This is a genomic window from Enterococcus sp. DIV1083b, from assembly GCF_051713705.1.
Lineage (GTDB): Bacteria > Bacillota > Bacilli > Lactobacillales > Enterococcaceae > Enterococcus_D > Enterococcus_D casseliflavus.
The window spans coordinates 3,201,476-3,217,180 of record NZ_JBIOQJ010000001.1; the positions used below are offsets into that span (position 1 = coordinate 3,201,476).

Sequence of the window (15,705 nt, forward strand, 5' to 3'; positions counted from 1 at the left end):
AATAATTTGTGAAGCTGTAAACATTCTTTTTCTATTTCTGTATGAAAAAGGATGGTCGAAACAACCATCCTTTTCCTGTACTATTCTTCTTGGTCATCTGTGTCTATTTCAGGCTCTTCTTCGGGTAACAAAAAGGTAAATGTAAAGCGGCGGCTTTTGACATGGCACTCGATCTGTAAGAGTTGTCCTTGCCGTTCATAGGTTAACTTTCCTACATTATAAAGTCGTGACCCTTGATCTGCCAATTCGTTTTGCAAGAATTCCGCATGAAACAGTTCGCTCATGATGCGGGCTTCATAGGTTTCAATGGTTTTTGTATAAAAAAGGGCTGTTGTGCGGCTGTTTTCTAACACTAGCAATAACATCAAGCTCAACAGCTGCACAAACAACAATGCTGTGAGTAAAATACCGCCTTTATGCCGCCTCTTGTGTGTGAATTTTCCATTGTCCAATTTTCTGCTCTCCATTCTCAAAGGAAACGGTAAAGCGGATCGCTGCGCCAATTTTCTCAAAAGACACATCCGTTACTTCTGTCAATAGTGGTTGATACCCATTGTTGTCCCGCTTTCGCAGCACGCGATTGATGCGATCGATGGTGACCGAATTGTTTTGACTGCTTCTCAAATACAGTGTGGTCTCACTGACCGATAGATAGGTACAGGTACTTAATTCCCGTTCCAGCTGAAACAAAAACACATGCCATTCTTGATCTTTGCGAGCCATGATCTGCTGATTGACGGGTGCGAGGTGCTTGACGATCCCGCTGATCAGCAATAAGCAGATCGCCAATACCCATAAAGACAACAGACACTCCAACAAAGTAAAGCCTTTACTCTTCATACACGATCTCCCAGAGCTGCTCGCAGCTTTGGATGCGTGCCTGTTGATGCTGCGCTGCTTGCCAAAAGCGAACTTGATAGACTGCCTGACGCTGCGTCGTGTAGGTAATGGTTGACGCATCAAAGGAGTGGTTCTGGACTTCTTCATACAGCACCCGCAGCATTTGGGCTTTTTCTTGCAATGCCGCACTTTGCGTCAGTGAAGCGGTCTGCATTGCTAAAAACAGTAACACACAAGTTGCCAAGACCCCAAAACCAATCAGGCTTTCTGCTAAGATGAACCCACTATTCAACGATTTTTTCATAACGGCCACTCCCAAATAAAAACTTATAGCTGATGGTTTGCTTTTTCTCCTGCCAATAGAAAATGATTTTTCGCAGACTGCTGTTGTTGCCGGATTGACTACTAAAAAGAATATCGGGAAACGCCTGCATCGCTAGTTGAGGAGGAACGTCGATCTTGGTGACTGGCTCAGTTGCAGCGCCGTAAAATGAAACAGTTGGTGTTGGCTCTGCTTGATAGATTGCTCGGGTTTGTGTGTTATCGATGATGGCCGATTGCTGCAAGGTATAGAGTCCTTTTTCTAAGCGAGCACAAAAGCCGAAAACTTCCGCAGATCGTTGATAGTACTCGATAGCCACGACGGGGAAAAAGAGAAAGAGACTACTGATCAAGAGTACCAAGAGACTTTCCATCAAGGTAAACCCAGAAAATCCCCTAGTGCCAATGTTCTCACTTTCCCTGCTCATAAATCGCATATTGCTCCTCAGATACATACCCTTCAGCGATCAATTCTTCTCTCGAGGGCTCCCGATTTTCATTCAGACGAAAGAGTTCGATCTGGGTTTCCACCACTTTCACGATGGCCGCATTTCCTTTCTCATCAATGATTCCTCTTTGCTTGGCAAGATTTGGGACAAACAACAAAACCAAAATACTGATCACTAATAAAACAACCAACATTTCAACCAATGTAAAGCCTTTTTTGACACGCCAAATCCCCTGCTTGCGAGAAGATGCGACTTTCTTTTCTATCATTCGATCACTCCTTGGATATTTCCATAGATTGGTAAAAACATAGCGGCATAGATCCCAACGATCATTAAAGCAACCAACAAAAAAATCAGAGGCTGAACCCAGTGAATAGCTTTTTCGATTCGTTGAAACAAGCGATCCATCAATAATTGACTGTATAAAAAAAGCTCTTCTCCTAACTTTCCCCGTACTTCTCCTTGAAAGACGATCAAAGAAAATTCTGGTGTGAGAAACGAGAAATGACGAAGTTTTTCTGGGAGTTCTCCGCCAAGTGTCAAGGTCACTCGCAACTCTCGCGCTAATTCTTGGATCAAGGTAGCTTTATTGGTGTGCTCCATACACTCAATGATCTGTTGGATATCTAACCCTTGCTGAAACAACTTGCCCCATTCCAATGCGAAAAAACTCGTGTGATAACTCGTGTACAATGCTCCGAACAATGGCAGGTGGCTGAAGAATACAGCTTTTTGCAAGGCAGTGCGGCGGGCAAACACCCAGCGGCTGATCACAAAAAGCAGCACACTTACCAACAAGAAGAGGATAAGTACTGCTGGTGCCCAAGTGATGGCGCGAATGCCCCAATGACCTTCGTCGATCATGCCAGAGGCTAACAATTGAGGCATTAAAAAGCGATGCATGCCAAAGAGAGCCGCCACTAAAAAGACCAGTAGCAAAAGCGGATAGGCCGCTACTTTGTACAGCAGCTGTTTTTGCTTGTTGACCAATTTGTGGTAGTCGACCATCCGCCGCAAGGTCGTCGTGAGATTCCCATGACTTTCTGCTAAATAAAGCTGATTTTTTTCGGTAGCCGATAAAGACAACGGCGCTACTGCTGCTGCCAAGCTTTGCCCTTGGGCAAGATGGGCAATCAGCTGTTCGATCACAGGTTCAGAAAACTGGCGACTGCGCAGCAACACTTGGAGGCTTTCTTGTAGGGAAAAGCCACTCTCCAATAACACCGTGAAGGTGACCAAGAGGGCTTCAGTTGCACGGCGTGGTAGCTGGGGCTTCTTTTTCATAAACTTCATCGGTGATCCACCCACTTTCTTTCACTCGTTTTAATACGTGCTGCCACTGTTTTTCCACTTGCCCCTCATAAAAGTGATACGCCAGCAACCCATGGGGTTCGTTGACTTCATTCGGCAACAATCGCTGATAAACGATCCCTTGCAACGCGTGCGCCAGAAGATCGTCTGCCCCTAGCAATTCCAGCAGCCGTGTCTTGGTTTCTGCTACGCCTCGTGCATGGATCGTGGCAAATACTCGGTGACCTGTCAGAGCGGCTCGTACAGCGGCTTGCGCCGTCTCTTTGTTACGGATCTCGCCAATCAAAAGCAGGTCCGGACGATGCCGTAAAGACAAGCGAATCAATTCATCATAGTCTTGTCCGATTTTCAAATTGGTCTGCAGCTGCAAAAAATGCGGCTCTTCAATCTCCACAGGATCTTCGATGGTAATGACTTGTCCCTTGGTTGCCCGTGCTAATTGATACATGAGGGTCGATTTTCCTGAGCCAGTGGGACCAGAAAATAAATATAGGCCTCTTTGTTTGGTTGTCTGTTGGATCTGCTGGACGTCTTCTGCAAAAAAATAGCGCAGATGCTCCTTGTTCAAAGGATAAAGAAACCGCATCACGAGACTTTCACGCCCTTGATAATCACCCACCGTTGAGATGCGCAACCGCTGTAGCTGATCGCCTAACAGATAGCTGACTGCGCCTAACTGAGCTTTGCGCCGTTCTCCCACCTCCATTCCTCCTAAAAATTTGAAGCGGGTGATCAGCTGCTGAGCTTCTTCGTTGGTCAGTACTTGATAGGTCTTTCTGAGATAGCTTTTACTGAAAATCACCTCCATCTGTGTACCGCTAGGCAAAATGGCCAGATCCTGCATGCGTTCTTGTCTTCCATAAAGAATCAACTCGTCTGAGAATGCTCGAATATCCACGACTTATCCCTCCTAAAAAGAAATACGCAAACGCTTTGAGAATAGAAAAAAAAGATGAAGCAAATTTGCTTCATCTTTCATCATTCGTTTATTTCTGTGGTTCTTTTGCCACAAATTGGGCTTCCACCCGATAGATCCGCTGCCCGCGGCTTGAGAATTTTTCTTCATATTCAGTCATGATATTGTTCTCAAAGGAACTGTTATGCAAGTCCAACCAAACTTGTTTGATAATCATGCCGTATTGAGAAAAGCTCGCTAAGGAATACTCAAACAATCCTTGGTTATCCGTTTTGAAATGGATCTCGCCGTTGGGACGTAAAATCTGCTCGTCGACTGCTAAAAAGGCTTTGGAAGTCAAACGGCGCTTCTCATGCTTCTTCTTAGGCCATGGATCAGAAAAATTCAAATAGATCTGGTCTACTTCATTGTCTGCAAAATAGTTGGTCAATGCGGAACCATCGACATGCAGCAGTTGCAAGTTCGGGATCTCCTGCTCGATCATTTTATCCAATGCGATCGAAACGACACTAATCTGCATTTCCACACCAATATAATTGATCTCGGGATGAGCTTTCGCCATTTCCGTAATAAATTGGCCTTTTCCCATTCCAATTTCGATATGCAGCGGGTGATCATTGCCAAAGCGTTCATGCCAACGCCCTTTCCATTCAGTAGGCTCTGCCACGACGTATTCTGGATGAGCGTCAATCAGCTCTTTTGCACCTGCACGTTTTCTTACTCTCATGTTTCTTCCTTTCCGAAAAAACAAGATGGAACCAAATTGCCTCGCTCCATCTTCTCTTCATTCGCTATAAATTCGTTTTAATTGTAAAATCTCTGCATTCATGGCTTTGTAATCGCCTCGCAGATAATATTTTTTGACCTCTTGCAGCATACTCAACAATGCGTACCAATAAATCTTTTCGATCACTTCGCTGCTGCTGTGGATACCATAGCGCACGAGCCAATGAGACCAGCCAGATAATGGCACATAGTGACCTAAAATAGTGCCGATATCGATTGCCGGATCTGCAAACATCACGGAATCCCAATCGACTAAATACAAATAGTTTTGACAAACTAGCCAATTTCGATAATTGACATCGCCATGGACGACCGCGGCTTTCTGCTCGTCAAAAGCTGGAATATTGGTTTTTAAATACTCGGTGACCAAATGAATAAAACGGTTCTGGGCGACCGCAGAAGGCAGCTGATCCTGATAATCCATCAGCATCTGTTCAGGCGATCTGACTTGTCCGCCGATTTTGCTTAGCATCTGTGCCAACGTTTTTGAATGATGCAAGTGATACAACACATCAATGACATCATTTCTTTGGCCGATTTCATCGGGATCTAAGACCCGTCCATCCAGCCATTCTTGTGCGGAGAGCGTATCCCCATTTCCCGTCCGTTTCGTCCAGACGAGTTTGGGTGCAATGCCCTCTTTAGAGAGTGCCGCAAGCATCGGGGTCGTATTTCGTTTGATAAAGACTTTGTCGTTGTCCTTGAGCCCGATATAGGCTTTCCCGGTGTCGCCTTTGATTGGCCGCATACGCCAATCTTGATCCAAGCGAATATCCATCCTAGCTTCTCTCCTTATTTCGCAGTACCTCTTATTCTAGCTTCCTAATGGGTCGCCGTCAAGCGCATATGCGTTCGCTTTTTGTAAGAGAGGCCACTTGTGGATCAGGCGTGCATTTTCTTTAATCGCCCTGGCAAGTAGATGCCTAAAAAAAGACCCGCAAACCCTAAGAAGCCAAGAAACGCGATACCGCCTTGCCAAACAAAAGGCAAGCGCAAGCAACAGATCACACCGAAAAGAACTGCGGTCACCAGTAAGAGTGCCCCAAGAATTTTTTTGATCGCTGCGGCTTTTTGTTTTTCTGGCACGGGATACAGATGTGTCAAAACCATGTATTGAAACTCATTGATCAAAGGAATCAGTTGGAAACCGATCAGATAAAGAAACAAGCAGCCGATCAGCAGACTGATCCAAAGCTCATCGACAAAGAATAAGACGAACCCACCAATCAAAGTCAAACGGACATAAAGCCCGCCATATTGCCCCCCACGGATCACTCGGCGCAAGTAAAGATAGAGGTACGTATTGCTGTGCACTGGTTTGATCTTTGCCAGCAGCCAGTCGAGGTATTTGCGCCGTTTGGCTTCCGTCGTGATTTGGGGAACATCTGTAAATAAGTTGATAAAACGATAGATACGCATTAAGCGCGACTGTTCGACTTGGATCATATAGTCCCAATCCAAAAGCTGGCTATTGGCTTTCAGTCCAAAGAGGAACCAGATTGCTTGGAGGATGCTGATCCCCAATCCTAGCCAAGGTGCTACATAAATACTGGCAAGTGTGGCAGCTAACGTACTTGCGAACCAGATGCCTCGCTGCTGTTTGACTTGCTGCTGAGTTTCTTGATACAAACGAATCCGTTGTAGTGAAAGATCCCCCAGTTTTAACAGCCACATCATTCCTAAAAAGAAGGGAAAGGAAGCAAATGTACTGTTTGCTGTGACCACGACTAAAGGCATCGTTGCTCCTACGGCTAAAAATAAGACCCCAAAGGGCAGCCAGAGGGAATAACGCAGGGCTTGACTGAGGTAACTTCTCATTTGCCCTTCTTTGGCTAACAGAAAAATCAAATCTGCCGGTTTCGTCAGTGTCGCTAAGCGTCCCAGCGGTAAAACAAAGAGCCAAACAGCGACCACGATGATGCCGCCTAATGGAAACGGCCGCGGCAATGTTTTTAGCAATTCCGAATAATAGAGCCCCAGACCTCCCACTAAGAAGGTGCTGATCAAAGCAAAATGATCATTGAAGACATAGCGCAAATAGCGTGTCATCTGTTTTTGATGCCGCTGTAAGCGTTGCGAGAAAAACTGCTTCATGCTTGACTCTCCTTTGTCAGTGCGAGGTACAGATCATCAAGGGAGGCTTCTGGTGCTTGAAATTGGCTTCTTAGCTGCGCCAATGTGCCTTGTGCGCGGATCTCACCGTTATGCAGTAGGATGAATTTGTCACAATACTTCTCTGCGGTTGCTAAAATATGGGTGGACATCAAAATTGATGCCCCGGTTTGTTTCATCTCATTCATCAGTTCCAATAACGCATTGATCGCTAAAGGATCTAATCCTAGAAAAGGTTCATCAATGATGTAGACGCTTGGCTCAATCAAAAAGGCACACAGCACCATGACTTTTTGTTTCATCCCTTTTGAGAAGTTTGCTGGGAACCAATCGAGTTTGTTTTCTAAGCGAAAGGTTTTTAACAAACGCTCCGCTCGCTTCATGGCTTCTTCTTGCGGAAGGTCATAGGCCATCGCTGTCACTTCAATGTGCTCTCTTAAGGTCAATTCTTCATATAAAGATGGGGTTTCGGGAATATACCCGATTTGTTTGCGGTATTGCTCTGGGTTCTCCTTCAAGGTCAAGCCGTCGATCGTGATCGTCCCGCTGTGAGGTTGCAGTAACCCGATGATTTCTTTGATCGTCGTACTCTTCCCCGCCCCATTCAAGCCAATCAGACCAACGAGCTCACCATCGCCGATCGTAAAATCAATATTTTTTAAGACTGGCAGCTGGTTATAACCGCCTGTCACATTCGCTACTTGTAAAGTCATTCTTTTCCTCCGATTCGCCTAATTACGGCTTTCTATCAACGTAGGCTTTTTTTTTCAATCCGCTAGCAAAACCGTTGCTTATTTTTCTTTATTCGTGACTTGTAAGATAAATTCGTTTTCTCCCACTGTAATGGTTTCTTGCGGCAATTCTTGGCTACCAAAGCGTTCTTGCCACAGTTGTGCATCACTCGCTGGAAAAATGACCATTTGGATCGCACCGGCGGCAAGACGGGTGGTAAAGGCTTGAACAGCAGCTGGTTCAGCATAGGAAACCAGACTGATCCTCAACTCTTCTTTTTGATACCCTTGGTCGATCGCCCAGGTCTCAACGGCTGTCTCCAATTCACTCTGCACCGTAGGGTCCATCGCTGTTTTAGTGACGATGGCGGCATTGACTACTTCTTCTTTTGGACGCGTTAGCGAATAGGTGATCGAACCTGCGAACACCACGAACAGCGTGATCGCAATCAACCATTCTTTATAGGCATAAGCCAAGTAGCGGAGCTTCGCTGAAGTCGTTGTTTTTTTCTGTAAGGTTTCTTTGATGATCGGTTTCATAGGTTCCTTCTTTCCAATTGATTTCTGATATTAAGTCTAGGGTTGTTGGAATCTAAATGCAAGCGTTTCTCGCTCGCTTTTCGCATTTCTTTAAAAAAGCGCCTTTGTTGAAGGAACAGTTGCCTTGTTCCGACTTTTTCAAAGAGGAAACCAGACGAAAAAAAGCAAAATATGGTAAAGTAGAGGTAATAGATCAAGGAGGTTTTTTTACAATGGAAAATTGTATTTTTTGTAAAATCAACAATCGTGAGATCCCTAGCTACAAAGTCTACGAGGATGAGCAAGTTTATGCCTTTTTAGATATTTCCCAAGTCACCCCTGGTCATACATTGGTGATTCCCAAAACCCATGTGACGGATATTTTTGAGTACGATGAAACGTTGGCAGCAGCGGTTTTTGCCCGCATCCCTAAGATTGCTCGGGCGATCGAAAAAGCATTCCCTGAGATCGAAGGCTTAAATATCATCAACAACAATAAAGAATTGGCGTACCAATCGGTCTTCCATTCCCATGTCCATTTGATTCCTCGTTATAGCAAAGACGATGATTTCAAGATCCATTTTGGCAATCACGCAGACAATTACACGGGGGAAGAACTAGCGGCAATCGCCGAAAAAATTGGAAAGCAGGTGGACTAAATGATCGGCAATTTTCTTAAAGGACTATTATTCGGGTCCATCGCCGGCGGCTTAGGCGGTTTGCTTTTTGCACCGAAAAGCGGCAATGAAACCCGTGAAGAATTGATTCGCTATTTAGATGACACAACAGAAGCGACCTTAGAATTCAATGACAGCGTCAAACAGCTAAAAGATGCCGTAATGGTGACCCGCAAAACGATCGACGAAACGATCCCTGTTGTTACGGAGTCTTTCACGAAAGATTTGGAAGCCTTCAAATTCCAAGCACAACCGCGCCTTGCTCGGATCAAGACCCAAATGGAGCAATTGAATCAACACATTACGACGATTCAAGCCCAAAGCGCAGAGGATGACAAACAAATCGAAAATTTGTAGTTTTTATGAATTTTGTTTGAAACATCCACTGTTTTCTTCCCAACCATTTCTAGAAGTGGTATAGTAGGTGCAGTGATTATTATGAATCTTTTTAGAATTAGGAGTGCTTAAACGAATGAAGAAAAAATTACTTTTAGTAGCAGTCAGTGCAATGAGTCTTTTTGCATTAGCGGCTTGTGGAAACTCAAGTGAGGAAATCGCAACAATGAAGGGCGGTAAAATCACTGTTCAAGATTTTTATGACAAAGCAAAAACAAGTTCAGAAAACCAACAAGCGTTGCGTCAAATGATCGTCTTAAAAGTCTTTAATGAAAAATATGGCGATGACGTGACTGAAGAAATGATCGACGAACAATTTAACAACGTGGCTGAACAATACGGCGGTAGTGATTCCTTTGAATCAACCTTGACTGCTTCTGGTTATACGGTAAAATCTTACCGTGCAGAATTGAAAGAACAGCTTGCGTTACGTGAAGGCTTAAAAGCCAACATGGATATTACTGATGAAGAAATGAAAACTGCTTGGGATTCTTTCCACCCAGAAGTAGAAGCACAAATCATCAAAGTAGCAAGTGAAGATGATGCCAAAGATGTCTTAGAAGAAGCGAAAAAAGATGATGCTGACTTTGGCGAAATCGCTAAAGAAAAATCAACGGATGCAGCAACAAAAGAAGATGGCGGAACGATCAAATTCGATTCTACGTCAACTGCTGTGCCAAACGAAGTGAAAACAGCCGCTTTTGATTTAAAAGATGGTGAAATTTCTGAAGTGATTTCTGCAACCAACACGTCGACTTATACGACGGAATACTATATCGTGAAAATGGTGAAAAACCAAGACAAAGGCAACGATATGGATAAATACAAAGATAAACTGACTGAAATTGCTCAAAACACGTTGTTGAATGATTCAACCTTTATGGCAGCAACGATCGGTCAAGAATTGCAAGCAGCCAACGTGAAGATGAAAGACTCTGACTTAGCAGACTTGCTTTCTGATTACATCACAGCTGCCGAAACAGAAGATTCAACTGCTGACTCTTCTGCAACGGATGCAACAGACAGCTCTGCAGCAGATTCTTCTGCTACTGAGGCAACCGATGATTCTACTGCAACAAGTGAAAGTGCTACAGATTCTTCTGCTGAATAAACGAACAAAGAAGTGCCGTCATAGCGGTGCTTCTTTTTTTGTGCCGATTAGATTTCTATCTACGATTCAACTGCTTTTTCCAGCAGCTAAAAAAGCCACGCTAAGCAAGCCTAACGTGGTTTTTGTTCTTTCTATCATTCACTTTGATCGATCAAGCTGCAACATCACTGCTACACTTCTTTCGGTACATAAAAACTCCGATTGTCCATGCCAAAAATTCGGTCTGTGTATTGACCAGGTTCTGTCAGGCGGATCGAGGTCAGCATCATTTGCATGGAAGCATCCAAATTATCGATCTGATGGAGGATCTCCGCTTCCATTATGCGGGGCCGAACAGGTGACCCATATTCTAACAAGCCATGGTGGGCTAAGACCATATGCCGCAAAACAACGATGTCTTCTTGTTTGTCATCAAATTTCAAAGCAATACAGGCTTGCGTGATTTCTTCATCCACTAAGACCAAATGCCCTACTAGATTCCCCGCTAAGGTATACTCTGTCGTCATGGGACCTGTCAACTCGATCACTTTTCCTAAATCATGTAAAATAATGCCCGCATACAGCAGTGACGCATTTAATTCAGGGTATTCTTTGACGATCGCTTTTCCTAAGCGCAGCATAGTTGTCGTATGATACGCCAATCCACTGGCGAAGGCATGGTGATTGCGCTTCGCAGCTGGAAAATCAAAGAATTCCTTTTTATACTTGTTCAACAAGAAACGGACGATGCGATTCCAGTGAGGATTTGTGATCTCAAACAAGATTTGACTAATTTCTTCTTCCATCTCTTCTTTTCGCAAGGGCGCTTTTTCCATGTATTGGCTTGGTTCGTGGGGTTCTTCCGGCTTCGCTAAACGCAAATGCATGATTTTGACTTGCGGATTGCCTTGGTAAACTTCTCGTTTCCCATCTAGTAGTACCACTTTCCCGGGTTCAAAACGGGCGATTTCTTCATCTGATGCATCCCAAAACTTTCCATCAATCGTGCCAGATGTATCCTGAAACGTGAAGGCAATAAACTTTTTGCCGTTTTTCGCGATCCGTACATCGGCATTTTTGATCAGTAAGAAAAGTTGAAACGTTTCATCAACAGTTAATTCACGAATTTTTTTCATGGGCTTATTTGGCCGATCAGCCAAATCTTTCACTTCCTTTACTCAGATCCTCGATAGGCTGCTGGTACTTCTGATAATAGCTTACCATTTCTTGGTCAGAAGACAAACAAATTACTTGATAACTTTGTCCAAACTCTTTTAATAGTGCTGCGAAGCGTTCCTTACGAACACTGTCATAATGCAACCAACCATCATCAATAATGATCGGGCACAACGGATGATTTTTTTGTAGCGCTAGATAACCGAAACGTAACGCCATGATCAACTGATCCTTCGTTCCTGTGGACAAGTCAATGATCGAAAAGGTCTCGCTGGCATTTGCCGCTACTAACAGACCATTTTCCAGAAGAATCTTTTGATAACGTCCGTTTGAAAGCTGTTCAAAATAAGTCGAAGCGGCTGACAATAGCTGCGGCAATTGCTGTTCTGACAATTCAGTCGTGACATCCGTCAAAATTGAAGCCGCCAACTGACGACTGCCCCATGCCACAGCGAGTTCTTCAATGACCGCCTTCAGCTCACTTTCTTCTTGATAAAGCTGATTCAAGGTGCCGTTTTTTTGACTGGCTGCTGCTTCTAATTCCAAGCGTTGTTTGTGCTCCGTCAACTGCTGCATTTGTGCCTGAAGCTGTGTTTGCTGCTGCTTGATCTGGTCTTTTTGCTGCAGCAATTCTGCTTGTGTGACTGGTTTGGGATAGATCGGTGTTAACATCCCCGCCAATTCTTCTGCTCGCTGCTGCGTGCGCTGCGCTGCTTCCCATTGCTTCAACCAGAGGCTGATTTCTGCAGGGTGATCTAACCCTTGCTGCTGCAAGAGCGCACTGGCTTGGGCAAACAGTTGGTCGCGTTCGTTGCGGGTACGGGTCAATTGTTGGGCCAATAACGTGCTAGGTTGTTGCAACCGTGAAAGCTTGATCGTTTGCATCTCTTCATGAAACTTCTGCAACATCGCCGCTTTTTCTAACAAGGTTTTGTTTTGCAGCGGCAGCCACTCCGCATACGGACGGAATTGCTCCTCAAAGGGTGCCAATTCTTCCGTGACAGCTTGCCGTTCTTGATAGGCTTGCTTGCGCTGCTGTGAGTAGGCTTGATAGCTAGCAACATCTTCATCATAGGCGAATAGATACGACTGCCAGTTTTCCACCGGCAAATCACCAAAAAAGGGTGTCAACGCTTGGTGGGCACGGCTGATCTGCTGCTGCTTTTGCTGCTGCTCATTTTCCAGCTGTGCCAACTCTTCGCCCAGTAGATCCAGCTGCATGAGGACCGTCTGCCATTCTTGCTTGACGCCTTGCTGCTTGTTTGGTGCTGCTTTCATCAGCGGCAAAATACTGCCGATGATCGCTGAGATCCCCGCACCTAATGCAAGCCAGCGCCACGGACTTGGCAAAAAGATACCGATCACTGTGACTAGCCCACCGACGATCCCTAGCGGCCATAGCGGGCGAGAAACGGGCTTGCGGCCAATCAATTGAGGATGCTGCTGTTCTAAGCGGGCCGCGGTAGCTTGCAAAGGTTGCGCTTTTTCTTCCAAACGCCTCATGCGCTTTTCGAGCTCTTCTAACTGCACACGTTCTTGCAGTAAACGTGTGGTTTGTTCATGGATCGAAGCCGTTACTAGCGGCGGCGATTCTCTGCTCCACTGGCGCTTTTCAATCAAGCGATTCAACTCTGTGATGGCGACAGTTTCTTGTTGATTGGCTGCTGCTTCACGATCTGCCAAACGCGCCATCGTCACTTGTTGCTGCAGCAAGTGATTGATCTGATGCTCGTGATCAAGGTAAAAGAAATACTTGTCTGATTCTTTTCCTTGCTCCAACTGATCTAATTCGGCTTCTTTTTTGCGAATTTCTTCCGTCAGCTGCTGATACTGCTGATAAAACTGTTTGATGGCTTGGACTTGCTGAGGATCGGCTAGCGTATCTGCTGGTGCCATTTGCTGCCACTCTTCATAAAGGCCCCAGTGACTCAGCTGTTGCTGATTTTCCTGATAAGCGTCATTCAATGCTTGATACTGGTGCCGCAAGTCTTGGATCTGTTCTTGCAGCTGGGCGATCTGCTGATACTGCTGTTGGATGCGGCTTTCTTCGCTTTCTTTTTCCGCAATCGTTTTTTGCAGTTTTTCTAATTGTTTTAACGCTTGATTCAAAGGCAGCTTTTGCCCTCGTGGCTTGTATTGCTGCTGATTGATGGTTTCATATTGCGCCACTTGCTGCAGCATTTTTTGACTGCCGCTGATCCCTAGAGAAATCAACGCTTGGTGCAGCTCATTTTCTTCTAGCTTATCGATCTGGGTCAATTGCTCTTGCTGAAAAGTAAAGACATCGAAGAACAATGCTCGATTGAGGGGCTGCAGGTGTTGTGCCAGCCATTGCTCATCGACCGTCTGGCCAGCGACATGGACTTTGGCACGACCACGGTCCACTTGCCGATAGCGTTCCACGATCACTTCGCCGAAGGGTTCCAGCGCCAACCATAACTTGCCACCGTAAGCAGCACCGTTTTTGGGGGTATAGTCTTTTTTCTTGGCTGTCTTTTTCGGAAAGCCAAACAAAATGGAGGCAATAAATTGATACAACGTCGATTTTCCGATCTCGTTGTGCCCAAAGAGCAGCTGATTTTGCGGATGAAAGGCAAAGCTTTGTTCATGGTATTTCCCAAAACCGGTAATCTCTGCTTTTAAAATTCTCATGACTGCTCCTCCCATTGAAAGTCGTCTTTCAACAATTGCTTGGCTTGCTGCAAGACTTCTTCTTGAAATGATTCATGGGTGATCCCCCGCTGGATCAGTGGATGCTGCAATAGATCCGACAATCGATCCGCAAACATCTCTGGCGACTCATACATCGCTAAAAACTGCAGCATATAATCTTCTGATACCGCCAATGCGATCTTGTCTTCATTGGCTTGCTCGACTTCAAGGGCATAGATCACTTGCAGCGGCTCTGTTTGTGCCAACCGTTCATTGAGGTAGGTCAGCCATTCATTTTTTTCCGCAGCTGGAAACCAATCTGGCGGCAGCTGCTGCACATCGGTCAACACCAGATGCAGCAAGCGCGAACGAGGGCTTTTTAAGCGCTCAATGATCGCTGGCAATACGGCATTCGAGGCAGTCACATCCGCTAAGGAGACCACTTGCTTTTGCCAAGCGATCTCTGCGATCTCCAAGCGCTCGATCGTTGGTCCCTGCGGTGATAAGTCTGCCAAAATCACCCCAGTCGCCTGTTCTTTCTTGGTCTTTCCTTGAGGTGTGCCGGGATAGAGAATCGGTGGCTGCTCTGAGAGCGTCTTAGGTACATGGATGTGCCCCAAGCCCCAATAATCATAGCCTTTTTGCTTCATTTCACTGATTGAAAAGGGGGCATACCGTTCACCAGCTTGGTCCCCGTGGTAAAGCCCAATATGGTAATCCACCGCTGCTCTTGCAGGAAATTCTGTTACTTTATTTTCAGTAATCCAAGGATGTTGGTAGCTAAATCCACTGATTGCATAGGTTTCACCGTTTTTCGTTGTTCCTTGAACCGTTTGAACTTCTTCTGATGAAAAGAGAATGACGTTTTCTGGAAAAGCAAACCAATACCGTTGCGGATCATAATAATCATGGTTGCCGAAAATCATATAGACAGGGATCTGTGCTTCCCCTAGTCGTTGCAGTTGGGCAAAAAAGTCATGCTGCACTTTTAGACTCGGCCGTGCTTGATGGAATGTATCCCCAGCCAGCAAAACAAAATCGACCGCTTTTTCTAAGGCAACATCCACCAAATTACGGATGATTTTTTGATTGATGGCAGGGAGTTGGGTCTTCACTTTTTCAGATAACAAATGAACCCCTTCAAATGACCGGTCGATATGCAGGTCTGCACTATGTAAAAATCGCATTTCTTTCTCCCTCCTTAATGCTTCTATCATAACATTTCTCAGGCATTTCGTCAGCAAAATACGAAAATTTGTTCGCCTTTTTCATAAAAAAAACCAAAGAAGCGATTTTGAAACTTCTTTGGAAAAGGCTCTTGCAGTTGCAGCCGATTGCTCTGAAGATTCACTTGCTTCTTTGGTCTTTGTTTGTTGGCGATTACGCTTCGTATAGATCTCTTACAGGACCCATGATGATGCGGTTCAAGTCATTGGCTACTAAGCTGAAGGCTTGCTCTTTTTGCATCAAGTCAGAAACAATGCCGTCTTGTTGAATTTTTTGCGATAATTCTTGGGCTTTTTGCGCTTCTTCTTCTGTCATTTCTTCGCCAGCCATCATTTTTTGTTGCAGGCTTTGTTGCAACTCTTGAAACTCTTTGAATAACGCATACGCTTCTTCATTTGCTTTCAAGCGGTCGAAAGAACCTTTCAAATCTTGAAACTGTTCTGACTCGCGTAATTCACGTTCTAATTGGTTTGCTGTATCATAAATATTTGCCATTTTGACG

General features: G+C 45.0%; 19 protein-coding genes. 3 read left to right on the forward strand and 16 right to left on the reverse strand.

Going from position 1 to position 15,705, the window contains the following annotated elements; translation table 11 throughout:
• Positions 1-80 precede the first annotated feature (80 nt).
• The 12 genes from comGG to IGI69_RS15095 all read right to left on the reverse strand — a co-directional run bounded on the left by comGG (position 81) and on the right by IGI69_RS15095 (position 8,006).
• Positions 81-452: a competence type IV pilus minor pilin ComGG gene (gene comGG, locus IGI69_RS15040; protein WP_015510479.1), complete on the reverse strand. Its 372-nt coding sequence runs from the start codon at positions 450-452 to the stop codon at positions 81-83.
• Entirely contained in the window at positions 415-840 is a 426-nt protein-coding gene (comGF, locus tag IGI69_RS15045; protein WP_005227741.1) for a competence type IV pilus minor pilin ComGF, read from the reverse strand. Before comGF ends, comGG begins: the two co-directional genes overlap by 38 nt.
• Positions 830-1,144 (reverse strand): hypothetical protein, encoded by a 315-nt coding sequence (locus IGI69_RS15050; RefSeq protein WP_015510481.1) that lies wholly within the window; start codon positions 1,142-1,144, stop codon positions 830-832. Before IGI69_RS15050 ends, comGF begins: the two co-directional genes overlap by 11 nt.
• The gene (comGD, locus tag IGI69_RS15055; protein ID WP_438741340.1) at positions 1,125-1,589 is read right to left on the reverse strand and encodes a competence type IV pilus minor pilin ComGD; all 465 of its coding nucleotides are present in this window, start codon (positions 1,587-1,589) and stop codon (positions 1,125-1,127) included. Before comGD ends, IGI69_RS15050 begins: the two co-directional genes overlap by 20 nt.
• A complete protein-coding gene (gene comGC, locus IGI69_RS15060) occupies positions 1,573-1,878 on the reverse strand; it encodes a competence type IV pilus major pilin ComGC (RefSeq protein WP_438741342.1) in 306 nt (101 codons plus the stop codon). Before comGC ends, comGD begins: the two co-directional genes overlap by 17 nt.
• A complete protein-coding gene (comGB, locus tag IGI69_RS15065; protein ID WP_016612983.1) occupies positions 1,875-2,903 on the reverse strand; it encodes a competence type IV pilus assembly protein ComGB in 1,029 nt (342 codons plus the stop codon). Before comGB ends, comGC begins: the two co-directional genes overlap by 4 nt.
• On the reverse strand, positions 2,857-3,819 hold the full coding sequence (comGA, locus tag IGI69_RS15070; RefSeq protein WP_016620013.1) for a competence type IV pilus ATPase ComGA: 963 nt from the start codon (positions 3,817-3,819) through the stop codon (positions 2,857-2,859). Before comGA ends, comGB begins: the two co-directional genes overlap by 47 nt.
• A gap of 88 nt (positions 3,820-3,907) precedes the next feature.
• A complete protein-coding gene (gene trmB / locus IGI69_RS15075; protein WP_005233410.1) occupies positions 3,908-4,564 on the reverse strand; it encodes a tRNA (guanosine(46)-N7)-methyltransferase TrmB in 657 nt (218 codons plus the stop codon).
• 57 nt (positions 4,565-4,621) lie between these two features.
• The gene (locus IGI69_RS15080) at positions 4,622-5,401 is read right to left on the reverse strand and encodes a phosphotransferase family protein (protein WP_005233409.1); all 780 of its coding nucleotides are present in this window, start codon (positions 5,399-5,401) and stop codon (positions 4,622-4,624) included.
• A 104-nt stretch (positions 5,402-5,505) separates the two neighbouring features.
• Positions 5,506-6,717, reverse strand: a complete 1,212-nt coding sequence (locus IGI69_RS15085) for an ABC transporter permease (protein ID WP_201690440.1) — start codon at positions 6,715-6,717, stop codon at positions 5,506-5,508.
• Positions 6,714-7,448, reverse strand: coding sequence for an ABC transporter ATP-binding protein (locus tag IGI69_RS15090; RefSeq protein WP_005227728.1), 735 nt, complete (start codon positions 7,446-7,448; stop codon positions 6,714-6,716). Before IGI69_RS15090 ends, IGI69_RS15085 begins: the two co-directional genes overlap by 4 nt.
• A 78-nt stretch (positions 7,449-7,526) precedes the next feature.
• Complete coding sequence (locus tag IGI69_RS15095) at positions 7,527-8,006, reverse strand: hypothetical protein (RefSeq protein WP_438741345.1); 480 nt, start codon at positions 8,004-8,006, stop codon at positions 7,527-7,529.
• 212 nt (positions 8,007-8,218) lie between these two features.
• Between IGI69_RS15095 and IGI69_RS15100 the strand changes: the two genes are divergently transcribed.
• The 3 genes from IGI69_RS15100 (at position 8,219) to IGI69_RS15110 (ending at position 10,169) form a co-directional block, all read left to right on the forward strand.
• Positions 8,219-8,644 (forward strand): HIT family protein, encoded by a 426-nt coding sequence (locus IGI69_RS15100; RefSeq protein WP_005227719.1) that lies wholly within the window; start codon positions 8,219-8,221, stop codon positions 8,642-8,644.
• Positions 8,645-9,019, forward strand: coding sequence for a YtxH domain-containing protein (locus IGI69_RS15105; RefSeq protein ID WP_005227717.1), 375 nt, complete (start codon positions 8,645-8,647; stop codon positions 9,017-9,019).
• A 115-nt stretch (positions 9,020-9,134) separates the two neighbouring features.
• Positions 9,135-10,169, forward strand: coding sequence for a peptidylprolyl isomerase (locus tag IGI69_RS15110; RefSeq protein WP_438741347.1), 1,035 nt, complete (start codon positions 9,135-9,137; stop codon positions 10,167-10,169).
• Between the two features lie 170 nt (positions 10,170-10,339).
• Here the strand turns inward: IGI69_RS15110 and IGI69_RS15115 are convergent, their stop codons facing one another.
• The 4 genes from IGI69_RS15115 to IGI69_RS15130 form a co-directional block, all read right to left on the reverse strand.
• Positions 10,340-11,284 carry a 3'-5' exoribonuclease YhaM family protein gene (locus IGI69_RS15115; RefSeq protein WP_115233095.1) on the reverse strand — a complete coding sequence of 315 codons (945 nt, stop codon included), beginning with the start codon at positions 11,282-11,284 and terminating at the stop codon, positions 10,340-10,342.
• 16 nt (positions 11,285-11,300) lie between these two features.
• The gene (locus tag IGI69_RS15120; protein WP_438741349.1) at positions 11,301-13,976 is read right to left on the reverse strand and encodes an AAA family ATPase; all 2,676 of its coding nucleotides are present in this window, start codon (positions 13,974-13,976) and stop codon (positions 11,301-11,303) included.
• Positions 13,973-15,163 (reverse strand): metallophosphoesterase family protein, encoded by a 1,191-nt coding sequence (locus tag IGI69_RS15125; RefSeq protein ID WP_233619068.1) that lies wholly within the window; start codon positions 15,161-15,163, stop codon positions 13,973-13,975. Before IGI69_RS15125 ends, IGI69_RS15120 begins: the two co-directional genes overlap by 4 nt.
• A gap of 193 nt (positions 15,164-15,356) precedes the next feature.
• The gene (locus IGI69_RS15130) at positions 15,357-15,698 is read right to left on the reverse strand and encodes a YlbF family regulator (protein WP_005227708.1); all 342 of its coding nucleotides are present in this window, start codon (positions 15,696-15,698) and stop codon (positions 15,357-15,359) included.
• Positions 15,699-15,705: the final 7 nt, after the last annotated feature.

Excerpts from the sequence above, each read along its gene's own strand:
- comGD (WP_438741340.1), bottom strand. The coding sequence starts at position 1,589 with ATGAGCAGGGAAAGTGAGAACATTGGCACTAGGGGATTTTCTGGGTTT.
- IGI69_RS15115 (WP_115233095.1), bottom strand. The coding sequence starts at position 11,284 with ATGAAAAAAATTCGTGAATTAACTGTTGATGAAACGTTTCAACTTTTC.
- IGI69_RS15120 (WP_438741349.1), bottom strand. The coding sequence starts at position 13,976 with ATGAGAATTTTAAAAGCAGAGATTACCGGTTTTGGGAAATACCATGAA.
- comGF (WP_005227741.1), bottom strand. The coding sequence starts at position 840 with ATGAAGAGTAAAGGCTTTACTTTGTTGGAGTGTCTGTTGTCTTTATGG.
- IGI69_RS15100 (WP_005227719.1), top strand. The coding sequence starts at position 8,219 with ATGGAAAATTGTATTTTTTGTAAAATCAACAATCGTGAGATCCCTAGC.
- comGB (WP_016612983.1), bottom strand. The coding sequence starts at position 2,903 with ATGAAGTTTATGAAAAAGAAGCCCCAGCTACCACGCCGTGCAACTGAA.
- IGI69_RS15130 (WP_005227708.1), bottom strand. The coding sequence starts at position 15,698 with ATGGCAAATATTTATGATACAGCAAACCAATTAGAACGTGAATTACGC.
- IGI69_RS15085 (WP_201690440.1), bottom strand. The coding sequence starts at position 6,717 with ATGAAGCAGTTTTTCTCGCAACGCTTACAGCGGCATCAAAAACAGATG.
- IGI69_RS15105 (WP_005227717.1), top strand. The coding sequence starts at position 8,645 with ATGATCGGCAATTTTCTTAAAGGACTATTATTCGGGTCCATCGCCGGC.
- IGI69_RS15080 (WP_005233409.1), bottom strand. The coding sequence starts at position 5,401 with ATGGATATTCGCTTGGATCAAGATTGGCGTATGCGGCCAATCAAAGGC.
- IGI69_RS15095 (WP_438741345.1), bottom strand. The coding sequence starts at position 8,006 with ATGAAACCGATCATCAAAGAAACCTTACAGAAAAAAACAACGACTTCA.
- IGI69_RS15110 (WP_438741347.1), top strand. The coding sequence starts at position 9,135 with ATGAAGAAAAAATTACTTTTAGTAGCAGTCAGTGCAATGAGTCTTTTT.
- IGI69_RS15125 (WP_233619068.1), bottom strand. The coding sequence starts at position 15,163 with ATGCGATTTTTACATAGTGCAGACCTGCATATCGACCGGTCATTTGAA.
- IGI69_RS15050 (WP_015510481.1), bottom strand. The coding sequence starts at position 1,144 with ATGAAAAAATCGTTGAATAGTGGGTTCATCTTAGCAGAAAGCCTGATT.
- comGC (WP_438741342.1), bottom strand. The coding sequence starts at position 1,878 with ATGATAGAAAAGAAAGTCGCATCTTCTCGCAAGCAGGGGATTTGGCGT.
- trmB (WP_005233410.1), bottom strand. The coding sequence starts at position 4,564 with ATGAGAGTAAGAAAACGTGCAGGTGCAAAAGAGCTGATTGACGCTCAT.
- IGI69_RS15090 (WP_005227728.1), bottom strand. The coding sequence starts at position 7,448 with ATGACTTTACAAGTAGCGAATGTGACAGGCGGTTATAACCAGCTGCCA.